9 protein-coding genes and 1 tRNA gene are annotated in these 10,244 nt (G+C 54.3%); 3 read left to right on the top strand and 7 right to left on the bottom strand.

Going from position 1 to position 10,244, the window contains the following annotated elements; genetic code table 11:
- Positions 1-128: 128 nt before the first annotated feature.
- The 3 genes from NQF87_RS07445 to NQF87_RS07435 all read right to left on the bottom strand — a co-directional run bounded on the left by NQF87_RS07445 (position 129) and on the right by NQF87_RS07435 (position 2,636).
- Positions 129-1,133, bottom strand: coding sequence for an alpha-ketoacid dehydrogenase subunit beta (locus NQF87_RS07445; protein WP_266127774.1), 1,005 nt, complete (start codon positions 1,131-1,133; stop codon positions 129-131).
- Positions 1,134-1,158: 25 nt separating this feature from the next.
- Positions 1,159-2,133: a thiamine pyrophosphate-dependent dehydrogenase E1 component subunit alpha gene (locus NQF87_RS07440; RefSeq protein WP_266127773.1), complete on the bottom strand. Its 975-nt coding sequence runs from the start codon at positions 2,131-2,133 to the stop codon at positions 1,159-1,161.
- A 224-nt stretch (positions 2,134-2,357) separates the two neighbouring features.
- The gene (locus NQF87_RS07435) at positions 2,358-2,636 is read right to left on the bottom strand and encodes a hypothetical protein (protein WP_266127772.1); all 279 of its coding nucleotides are present in this window, start codon (positions 2,634-2,636) and stop codon (positions 2,358-2,360) included.
- A 916-nt stretch (positions 2,637-3,552) separates the two neighbouring features.
- On the opposite strand from NQF87_RS07435, the gene NQF87_RS07430 reads away from it, so the two are divergent.
- A complete protein-coding gene (locus NQF87_RS07430) occupies positions 3,553-4,971 on the top strand; it encodes a carbohydrate porin (protein ID WP_266127771.1) in 1,419 nt (472 codons plus the stop codon).
- A 102-nt stretch (positions 4,972-5,073) separates the two neighbouring features.
- On the opposite strand, the gene NQF87_RS07425 is transcribed toward NQF87_RS07430, so the two are convergent.
- Positions 5,074-5,553 (bottom strand): phosphate-starvation-inducible PsiE family protein, encoded by a 480-nt coding sequence (locus NQF87_RS07425; RefSeq protein ID WP_266127770.1) that lies wholly within the window; start codon positions 5,551-5,553, stop codon positions 5,074-5,076.
- Between the two features lie 306 nt (positions 5,554-5,859).
- Here NQF87_RS07425 and NQF87_RS07420 point away from each other — a divergent pair, with 306 nt between their 5' ends.
- Positions 5,860-6,636, top strand: coding sequence for a hypothetical protein (locus NQF87_RS07420; RefSeq protein ID WP_266127769.1), 777 nt, complete (start codon positions 5,860-5,862; stop codon positions 6,634-6,636).
- A gap of 311 nt (positions 6,637-6,947) precedes the next feature.
- Here NQF87_RS07420 and NQF87_RS07415 read toward each other — a convergent pair.
- The 3 genes from NQF87_RS07415 to NQF87_RS07405 form a co-directional block, all read right to left on the bottom strand.
- A tRNA-Thr gene (locus NQF87_RS07415) sits at positions 6,948-7,022 on the bottom strand.
- A gap of 122 nt (positions 7,023-7,144) precedes the next feature.
- Positions 7,145-7,348: a hypothetical protein gene (locus NQF87_RS07410; protein ID WP_266127768.1), complete on the bottom strand. Its 204-nt coding sequence runs from the start codon at positions 7,346-7,348 to the stop codon at positions 7,145-7,147.
- Positions 7,349-7,353: 5 nt separating this feature from the next.
- Complete coding sequence (locus NQF87_RS07405) at positions 7,354-8,514, bottom strand: Mrp/NBP35 family ATP-binding protein (protein WP_266127767.1); 1,161 nt, start codon at positions 8,512-8,514, stop codon at positions 7,354-7,356.
- Between the two features lie 115 nt (positions 8,515-8,629).
- Here NQF87_RS07405 and NQF87_RS07400 point away from each other — a divergent pair, with 115 nt between their 5' ends.
- Positions 8,630-10,240: a Do family serine endopeptidase gene (locus tag NQF87_RS07400; protein WP_266127766.1), complete on the top strand. Its 1,611-nt coding sequence runs from the start codon at positions 8,630-8,632 to the stop codon at positions 10,238-10,240.
- Positions 10,241-10,244 lie beyond the last annotated feature (4 nt).

The raw sequence follows: 10,244 nt of genomic DNA, 5'->3' as shown, positions 1-10,244 counted from the left end.
AGGTTCCGGGAGGCACCTTCTTCCAGCACGGCCCGTACGAGGCCACTGGCGGCGTCACTGGTAACCGTTGCGTATCTGTCATGGTTCCGGGCTGTCATGAGATAGCTCCATCAGTTCCTGTGTGGGGGTTACGGCATCGTCTTCATCACGGCGGCCATGATCTGCTCTTCATCGGGGATGTAGGCTTTCTCCAGAACAGGTGAGAAGGGCACGGGCGTATGAGGGGCACTGACCATCTGCGGAGCAGTCTCCAGGCTGGTGAAGCACTGTCCGGTGACCTGTGCCACGATGTCGGTTGCGATGTTGCAGCGGGGATGGGCCTCGTCAGCAGCCACCAGTCGTCCGGTCTTCTGCACGGATTTCAGGACGGATGCGATGTCCAGCGGGGAGAGGGTCCGCAGGTCGATCACCTCTGCATCAATGCCCTTTTCCGCCAGTCCGGCTGCGGCTTCCAGTGCCCGGGGCACCATCGGCCCATAGGTGACGATGGACACGTCACGCCCTTCTCTGGCGCGATGGGCCTGCCCGAAGGGGACAGCATAGGGGTGTGCCGGGACAGGGCCGGTGGTCTCGTAAAGATATTTCGGCTCACAGAAAATGACGGGGCCTCTGTCCCGGATGGCCTCGATCATCAGTCCCTTGGCGTCATGGGGTGTGCTGGGACAGACGACTTTCAGGCCCGGAACATGGGTGAACATGGCTGTCAGCATCTGGGAATGCTGTGCGGCTCCGTTGATACCTGCCCCGACCATCGTGCGGACGACGAGCGGTATTTCAGCCGTGCCGCCGAACATGTAGCGCATCTTGGCAGCCTGATTCAGGAGCTGGTCAAAACAGACGCCCATGAAGTCGATGAACGGCACTTCCGCAACGACGGGGAAGCCGGAGAGGGCTGCACCGATGGCGGCCCCGACATAGGCCATTTCTGTCGGCGGGGCATCGATCACCTGGTCGCCATATTTCGTATAGAGGCCTTTCGTGACACCGAGGACACCGCCCCATGTGTCCGTTTCACCGCCAGCGTCGACACCACCGGCCGTATCCTGTCCGAAAATGAGCAGTTTCGGGTCTCTGGCCATTTCCTGATCCAGAGCTTCATTGATGGCTGATTTCAGCGAAATATGTCTGGTCATGACTGATTTTCCTTCAGATGCTGTTTCAGTAGGAGACGTACACACCGTCATTGAGTTCATTCAGGGCCGGGTGGGGTGCCTTGAGCGCTTCCTGGACGGAAGCTTCGATCAGCTGCTCAACGTCACGGTCCACGGCGTCCAGTTCGGCTCTGTCCAGACCGGAGTTCCGGGCAAAAATGTGCAGGCAGTCCCGGTCCTTCCAGGCGTCTTTCACTTCCCCGGCAGGGCGATAGGCCTGGCTGTCCCCTTCAAAATGGCCGTAGAAGCGGACGGTCCGGCATTCCAGAAGCACCGGTCCACCACCGGCCCTCATTTTTGCGATCAGCTCACCGGCTGTGCGGTAGACGGCCATGAAGTCCAGCCCGTCCACCGTGACGGCGGGCATGCCGAAGCCCCTGGCACGATCTTCATAGCTGCTGACGGAGGTTGTCCTGTGCTGGGGCGTGGACTGGGCGTAGCCGTTATTTTCCACGACGAACATCAGGGGGAGTTTCCAGACACTGGCCAGGTTCATGCTTTCCAGCACGGCCCCTTCATTCACGCCGCCATCCCCGCCGAAGACCACGGCGACATGGCCTTTCCCTTCCAGTCTGTCGGCAAGGGCGGCACCACAGGCCAGCGGGGCACCGGCACCCAGAATGCCGTTGGCCCCCAGCATTCCTTTGCTCAGGTCCGCAATATGCATGGAGCCACCCTTGCCCTTGCAGATGCCGCCCTGCCGCCCGTGAATTTCTTTCATCATGGCCATGACGTCCACGCCCTTGGCGATGCAGTGGCCGTGCCCGCGATGGGTGCTGGCGATCTGGTCCTGATCAGTCAGATGGCTGCATATTCCGACAGCAACGGCCTCCTGCCCGGCATAGAGATGGGTGAAGCCCGGAACGATACCCGCCTTGAAGTCCTCATGCAGACGGTTCTCGAAGGTACGGATCGTCTTCATGCGCCTGTAGGCGGACAGCAGGATTTTATGGGATATGTCCGTGTTTTCAGTATGATTCATGACTGCCTCCATAATGACTCTAATAAGGGGCCGATGCCTCATGGGGTATGGCGTTACAGTCTTTTTCTAGATGTCCGTTGTGGAAGGGCGGTAGAAAGATTTTGTGTAAAACTTGCCTTATTTTCCAGAAATGAAAGATGTCCCCGAGGAATCAGGTATGAAAAAAGCCGCCTCCCGCAGGGGAGGCGGCCTGTCACCCGGCAGATGCCGTGCCGGATGTGGCGTCAGAGATAATCAGCCAGCGACATGTTCTTCATGTCCGCAATGAGCGAGAAGGAGGCTTTCAGCTGGAGGCTGAGATCGGATGACCGTGTGGCGACTTCGGCAAGATTGACGTCCAGATTGTTGGAAAGCTGCTCCTTGATGGAGAGCTGGACGCTGGAATAGATGCCCTGCCGACGGGTCAGGGTGTTTTGTGTGACGCCAATGGTGGTGTTCATGTGGATGAGCTGATTGGTTGCCTGACCGGTAAAAACGGATAGAAAGAAGGAAAATACATTCATGCTGGCAGTATTATTTGCGGAAAGATAAATTTTTTAGGAAAAATGAGCAGAAATCGATATTATATTTATAATTTATAAAATTGAACATTAAATATAATTTTATCTTGTATAAGACTACAATATTAATCTAGAATATATTAAAAATTATTTCCTGTGATCGCTATTTTTAAGTAATATTTTAATATAGGTGGCGTTTCTGTACGTTTTGGTCATTTAATAGTGGAAATTTGCGAGGTCCTTAGAGGAGCGGACCGAAAGTAACGTTTGTTGCAGGATAAATCGTATTAAATGTACAATCGGCTATTTTATAGAGGGTAAGGTGGATTGTGAACCTCTGCGATTCAAAATAAATTTGACCCTTGCAAACTCGCTTCGAGGTGCTGGGCAAAGGCATCTTAGGTAAGTTATTCTGTTTTAAGAGTTAAGTAACCGGGTCAGAACACTTTTTTTTTTGAGTGTCTTTGTATAGAGACGTAGGATGGTGTTTTTGCTCAGTTTATCGGAGAAAAATAAAAATATGAATATCTTGGCTGCGTTGAATATTTTGTTTGTTATAGGGGAAAAAGTGCGAGGAAGGGAGAAAGTTTGTCTAGCATTGGCTTTAGTTTTCTCATGTTTGAAGGCTGATGCTCTCTGGGCTGCGGATGGAACTCTGAGCGGGGGGCAGGTCCAGTTTCGTTCGGAACAGGCCACTGCTATTGTGGAGCCGCCTCGGAAGACGTACGGAAGGGAAGCTTTGTTCATACGCAATGGAAAGCAGGTACAACCAACGTTGGTGGGTCGGGAACCGGTAAGAGGCGAGGTTGAGCATGCGGCTAAGGTTTATTTTAAGCAAGTTAAACTTCGTCCATACTCTAATTATCCGTCAGAGGATTTCGGTGTGTATGGCGAGAATGGACGAGAACTTTTGCAGCGTGTGAATATTCCCCTTCATGAGGGCGACCCAGTGACGAATGATGGTCCGCCTCTGCCTCGACCTGAAGCCCTGTTTCGCAAGATGCGTTGGAATGAATGGCTGCGGGACCGTGGTGTGGCCTTTATGCTGGATAATACTAATGAGTTTGCCGGTGCCATCACTTCTCCCACGAAAGGACTGGGATTGAAGCAAGGAGCGTCCAACTCTGGTCAGTACAGTCTTGAGAATGATATTGACTGGTACAAGCTGGCCGGCATCCGGGGGTTCCAGACTCATGTCATTGGTGTTGGCCGTTACGGCATTTCAGCCAGCAAGATGTTTGGGGACAATGTGAACCCCAGTCAGGAAATTTACGGTGGTGGTGGCAATGTGGTGTTCCACCTTATCCATTTCTACGGGGAAGAAACACTCTGGGGCGGGCGGTTGAATATTGCTGCAGGCCGCATGTCCACCAATACGGACTTCGCCAATAGCCCGATCTACTGTAACTTCATGAACAATGCCTTCTGTGGGAACCCCAAGGCGGTGACGGATACGTATACACGGTCATCCTATCCGGGGACGAGCTGGGGTGCCCGTGTTCGTGGTCGCCCCACGAATAGCACCTATATTCAGGTGGGTATCTATTTTCCCGAGCGTGGCATTTATGGCGTGCAGGAAAACCGCACGGGCTTCAAGTTCAATGGTGCCAATATCAGTGGCGTGCTGACGCCGATTGAAGCGGGTTGGGAGCCCGAGTTTGGTAAGAAGCATTTGTTGGGACATTACAAGGTTGGTTTTGCTCCTGATACGTCTGACCATTATCTGGGTGTGTATAACCCGCCGAACCGTCGTAATGGCTGGCGGACTCTTATGACTATTCCCAACTGCCCGACCTGTTGGGGTGTGGGTGATGAGGTGCCGGGTACGGGTGTTCGTCGTAATTTTAATTGGAGCTTGTGGTTTTTGGCTGATCAAATGATCATGCGGAACAAGACGCAGGATACGCCTGAGGGTGGTTTAGTCGCCTTTTTCGATGCGTATTGGAACAAGGCCTCCACGGCTATGCGTGGTAAGCTTTATGCGTTCGGGCTTGTGGACACTGGCTTTTGGCCCGCTCGTCCGCTGGATACAGTGGGTGTTTCCTTCTCTTATACGGGGTCTAGCCGCTACACTCGTGATGCACAGCGTTTCCAGATTGAACATGGTATGGCTCCTGCACCGGGGAGTGCCTATTATGAGAGTGGTGGGGCACCACTGATGTGGGGGTCTTATGGTGTGCAGCGTTGGGGCAGTACGTTTGAGGCGACGTACCGTATTCACGTCATGCGGGGTGTGACCTTTGCTCCGGATTTCCAGTATTATTTCAATCCGGGTATGCAGCGTGTCCTGAAGGATGCGGCCATGCTGGGCTTCAAGTCTCACGTCCAGTTCTTCTGATCTGATGACGTGTGCCTGCCGCTTTTTGTGGGCGGCAGGGTGATTGTCCCCTTTCCGGCTGCTGGAGCTGGAAAGGGGTTTTTTTTATTGTGGGATGATTTGTTACGGGCTGGGCGGCGTCTGGGGGGCGGCATCAGCCCGTGTCATGGCCTTGCCACGGACCAGCCAGTAAGCGGCGGAGAGGGACAGGACAGCCGCCGAAAGGGCCAGAAGTTCACTGACATTCACGCCATTCAGGTCCAGCACGATGAATTTCCGTACGGCTGCCATCATGCCGATGAGCAGAACGGACCGCATACGGATCATTCCCTGTGATTCCGAACCGGGAAGCACGAGAATGGAGTGGCGGAACTCCAGAGCGATCAGGACCGTGAAGAACAGCCCGAAGATTTCCTGAAGAATGGCAGGTTCCGTGGGACTGAGACCGGCATGGAGGACAAGCCTTGCAACGGCTACCACGACATGCAGCAGCCCAAGGCAGGCCACTAGCGTGATGCAGATGGACAGGATCAGCATGGCTGCCCCTTCGAACATGTCGAACAGGCGGGCCAGCCCGATGAAGCCGGGCAGGGTGTTTTTCATGGGAGGAGATGCCTCTGTTGTGGGTGGGAAGTTTCTTGGGACTTATAGTGGTTTTTTGGTAGGATGCTTCTAACAGTTGAAGAAGGTGTATGTTAGCCTTTTTCATATTGAGGAATTTGTATAACATTAAAGCTGTTAGAGGTGCATGGGAGTCTTTTGTTAAGGCATGAAAATGGGTGATTGGAGCAGATATTTTTCTTTCTTGGTGAGAAGGAGATTATATAAATATGGAGGATAATAGAGGTAATTTTTTACAAATTTTCCCTTCTTTTTTGAAATTTTTTGTAGGTGAGGATTTTAATGACAGTGACTAATATTGCTTTTAGGCTTGAAGAAGTCTTTTTAGGATTTAATAGGGTTTTTATTTTTATGAGGGATCAACTTAAACCTGTGACTATACGTCAAATATGGAGTTATAATTTTGATCTCCAAGGCGAGTTAGACAATAAAAATATTGATAGGAAAATTTTTGATGTAGGAGACGATTTAGATCTCTTGTGTGAGCAGATACGCAGTTCAAGAAAGATGAAAGAAACACAGAAGCCTCCAGCTTTGAATAAAGTGGAATACTTTTATGATTTTGTTAGACCTGAAAATTTTGGAAATTTTGCCCTTTCCGGTGGTGGTATTCACTTCGTTTCACATATATCCATAACGGCTGATAAGTGTGGTGAATTGGGTTTTTTAGGTCACGCTTTAGAGGTTGATTTCCCAGAGTTTGCTTGTCCCGTAGAAAAAACGAATGATTTAATTGAAGAGCTTGAGTGTGTCCTCTCTATTTTGGATAGTGATTGCTTGGATATTGGATTGAAAATAAGAATTAAAAGAAAGGTTGATGCTGTAATATGGTGTTTGCAGCATCCAGAAAGTGGAAGCTTACAAAATGCCTATGAGGCCTTAGGAGCTGCAACTTTGAATGCGTATCAGATGGAAAAATTATGTCCTTCTGAGGGGGGAAGTGAGCAGGCCAAGGTTATAACGGAACGTCTTCTTTCTGCAGTAAAAACAGTGGGGACTTGGGTAAGTGCTGCTGATGGAGCTATGAAACTGGTACACGGTGTACGGGCAATGTTAGGGTCCTAAGTGTTATTTTGAGGTATAGTTATTCTTCTAATGGATGGAGGAAGGGTCTGTTTCTGTGTGAGGGTGTCTGGCGTGTCTTTATGTGGAACTTCCTAGAATAGGAGTACGTTGCGCTTGTTGAATGTGGCTTGCTCATTCGTGAAGCGGTTTATAGCCTTCAGTTGCAGCTTGGTTGGTCCAGCCCCTTGCCTGACCCCGATTAGGGAGTACATCAAGTTTCACGCCAAGGTATTTATTTGAAACACTGTTATTGATGGGATCGGCGACGTAAAAAGAAGACCAATAAGCCGTAAAATCCTAAGGGAAAAATCTGGTGCCGGATGAGAGATTCGAACTCCCGGCCTTCGGTTTACAAAACCGCTGCACTACCACTGTGCTAATCCGGCGACGGGGCCGTACATCTCATTTTTCCTGTCAGGAATCAAGTGGAAAATGAGAGAGTGGAGGGAAAATCTTCCGGTCCGCAGGCCCGTTGGGACCTCATGAAAGAGGGCCTGCGGGACAGGTGTCAGTGTTGGCCTGGTACGGACGATGGGACTGGTGACTGGTGCTGTACCAGATGTTCCGGAGGAGCCAGAACGGGACCATTCTGCACGAAGCCATAACCATCAGGAGAAAGGCCCGGGTGGCTGGTTCTGGAGCCGGTATCCGTGCAGGCTGTCATGCCGGACAGAATGGACAGGGAGAGGAGGAGAACGGACAGACGGAGCATGGCGATCATTTCATGGGCTGGTCAGGATGGCGTGAAGAAGGGGCTGCCTGCTGTCCGGAGATGGCCAGTTTGTCCATCAGGGTGCGGGCGATGGCCCTGTAAGCCTGCGAGGCAGGATGCTCCGGGTCACGCAGGACAAGGGGCGTCCCTTCATCAGCACTGCACCTTATGTCCCGTAGCAGGGGAATTTCCCCAAGGAAGGGAATGTTGAGGGCTTCGGCTTCTTTCCGGGCACCGCCATGACCGAAGAGGTCGGTTTTTTCCTGGCAGTGAGGGCAGCAGAAATAGGACATGTTCTCAATCAGTCCCAGAACAGGTGTCCCTGTCTTTTCAAACAGGGTGACACCCCGGCGGGCATCAAGCAGGGCAATGTCCTGCGGCGTGGAGACAATGACGGCACCGTCAGCCTGGAGCCTGTCCGAGAGCTTGCGGGTCAGGGTCAGCTGGGCATCGCCCGTGCCGGGGGGGAGGTCCACGACGAGTACATCAAGTGTTCCCCATGAAACATCACTCATGAGCTGGGTGAGGGCACCCATGACCATGGGTCCGCGCCAGATCATGGCCTGTTCCTTTTCGACCAGATAGCCGATGGACATGGTCTCCATGCCCCATCGTTCCAGCGGGCGCAGCCTGCCATCTTCCACGGTGGGCTTTTGATCTTCGCCCAGCATGTGGGGCAGGGAGGGGCCATAAATGTCGGCATCCAGGAGGCCGGTCCGGGCACCAAGACGGGCCAGAGAGCAGGCCAGATTCACGGCCGTGGTGGATTTCCCGACCCCTCCCTTGCCGGAGGCAACGGCAATGACGGCTTTGACATCAGGCAGGCAGGCCTCTGGCGGCGCAGACCGGCCGGTCGGACGTTTGCCCAGTGCGAGGGGCCGATGGCCTTCCGCTGCACCGGCACGTTCAGGCTGACGGGAAGCGGGGCGATGGGCCGTCAGTGACAGTGTGAGGCTGCTGACGGCAGGATGCTGCGTTACCTGTTCCTCAAGCGTCGTGCTGGCCTGCTGAAGAAAGGCCGCTCCCTGTGCCGTAGTCCGCAGGATGAGATGGGCATGACCATCCTCCAGTGTCAGGGCTTCTATGGTGGTCTGTTCCGTCGGGCCGTGCGAGGTGAGGAAACGGGCGACGTGATCCTTCAGGGAGGAAATGTCGGAAGCTGTCATGGGGCAAGAACTCTCATGCAACGCCCCTCATGAGGCAAAAAAACACAGATGCCACAGGCCGGAAAGGATGACGTCCAGCCTGCCGTGGGGTAGATTTTACAGCATGAGCCGAGTCATGTCTTCTTCTCTTCTGTCTTCCTCCCGTCCCTGGCTGGTGCGCCTGCTGGCCTGTGCGGGGCTGGTGGCTTCCAGTGTTCAGGCGCAGGACGCTGCCCCCGGACCGTCTCCTGTGGCGGAGGGGCCGCCATCGGGAGGGACTGTTGCCACGGCCACCCGTGCAGCGCATGAAGCGGCCATGATGCCCGGTTTTGCTGCACTGGTGGAGAAGCTCCTGCCAGCCGTGGTGAACATTTCCGTTTCCAGTGTGATTCATCCTGATACTTCCCAGCCGGAAGGACCGGATGGCAGTACCCCATCAGGGCCGCAGTCATCGCCTTTCCCGCCGGGATCGCCGCTGGAGAAGTTCTTTCATGATTATCTCCATCACCGTCACGGGGATGGCAGGCCGGGGCGGCAGGTGCAGGCTCTGGGGTCCGGCTTCATCATTGATCCTTCCGGCGTGGTGGTGACGAACAATCATGTCATCGACAATGCCCAGCAGGTGAGCGTGACGCTTTCTGACGGAACGGAATATCCCGCCAGCATCGTGGGGCGGGACAGCAAGGAAGACCTCGCCGTTTTACAGGTGAAGGCGGACCGTCCCCTGCCGTCCGTTCCGCTCGGGCATAGTGATGAGGCCCGCATTGGCGACTGGGTGCTGGCCATCGGCAATCCGTTCGGCTTGAGCGGTACGGTCACGGCGGGCATTATTTCGTCCCGCAAGCGCAATGTGGATCATGGTCTGTATGATGACTTCATCCAGACGGATGCAGCCATCAATCATGGGAATTCCGGGGGACCGCTCTTCAATCTCAAGGGAGAGGTCATCGGGATCAACACGCTGATCTATGGTGGGTCCGGTGGTGATTCCATCGGGATCGGCTTTGCCATCCCTTCGGATGATGCACGGGGCATCATCAGTCAGCTGAGGCAGACCGGTTATGTGCGGCGTGGCTGGCTGGGCGTGCGCTATCAGGATGTCACCCGGAGCATGGCGGAAGACCTAGAGTTCCATAAGGCTGATGCGGGCAGGGAGCGGGGCACGGGGGCCATCGTGGCTTCAGTTGACAGGGATGGTCCGGCCCAGAAGGCGGGCCTGAAGGTTGGGGACATCCTGACCGTCCTGAATGGTCAGCCCGTGACGGGTCAGACGCTGCCCCGCCTTGTGGCGGGGTACCAGCCGGGAGAGACGGTTCATTTTACCCTCTGGCGGCGGGGCAATTACCAGAAACTGGACCTGACACTTGGGAAGAACCCGGAGGAGAAAGACCCGCTTCCTTCGGACACGCATCCGCCGGAGCATCCTGTGAAGACGCTGCGTGAGCTGGGCCTGAAGCTGGGCGTGATCGATCAGGCGGCCCGCACCCAGTATGAGCTGACGGACAGCCAGAGGGGCGTACTGGTCATGCGTGTCTATGAGGGCAGTCCTGCGGCAAGCCGTGGCCTGACGGAAGGCAATCTGATCCTTCAGGTGGGGCAGCAGGAAGTCAACACGCCGGAAGCCCTCCAGACTGCGCTGGACCGTGCCCGTGAGATGAAGAGAACGGACATTCTGCTTCTGGTGCAGGACAAGGACGGTCTGCGCTGGGTCGCCGTGCCGCTGGGGGACCAGCCGTCGCAGCAGTAAAGGT

The sequence above is a fragment of the Bombella dulcis genome (assembly GCF_026385505.1).
Classification (GTDB): domain Bacteria; phylum Pseudomonadota; class Alphaproteobacteria; order Acetobacterales; family Acetobacteraceae; genus Bombella; species Bombella dulcis.
The sequence above is the reverse complement of the archived record's forward strand: the minus strand, read 5'-3'. Positions and strand labels throughout refer to the sequence as shown.

Bases quoted from the DNA above. Each gene is read 5' to 3' on its own strand.
- NQF87_RS07445 (WP_266127774.1), bottom strand. From the start codon at position 1,133: ATGACCAGACATATTTCGCTGAAATCAGCCATCAATGAAGCTCTGGAT.
- NQF87_RS07440 (WP_266127773.1), bottom strand. From the start codon at position 2,133: ATGAATCATACTGAAAACACGGACATATCCCATAAAATCCTGCTGTCC.
- NQF87_RS07435 (WP_266127772.1), bottom strand. From the start codon at position 2,636: ATGAATGTATTTTCCTTCTTTCTATCCGTTTTTACCGGTCAGGCAACC.
- NQF87_RS07425 (WP_266127770.1), bottom strand. From the start codon at position 5,553: ATGAAAAACACCCTGCCCGGCTTCATCGGGCTGGCCCGCCTGTTCGAC.
- NQF87_RS07410 (WP_266127768.1), bottom strand. From the start codon at position 7,348: ATGCTCCGTCTGTCCGTTCTCCTCCTCTCCCTGTCCATTCTGTCCGGC.
- NQF87_RS07405 (WP_266127767.1), bottom strand. From the start codon at position 8,514: ATGACAGCTTCCGACATTTCCTCCCTGAAGGATCACGTCGCCCGTTTC.
- NQF87_RS07400 (WP_266127766.1), top strand. From the start codon at position 8,630: ATGTCTTCTTCTCTTCTGTCTTCCTCCCGTCCCTGGCTGGTGCGCCTG.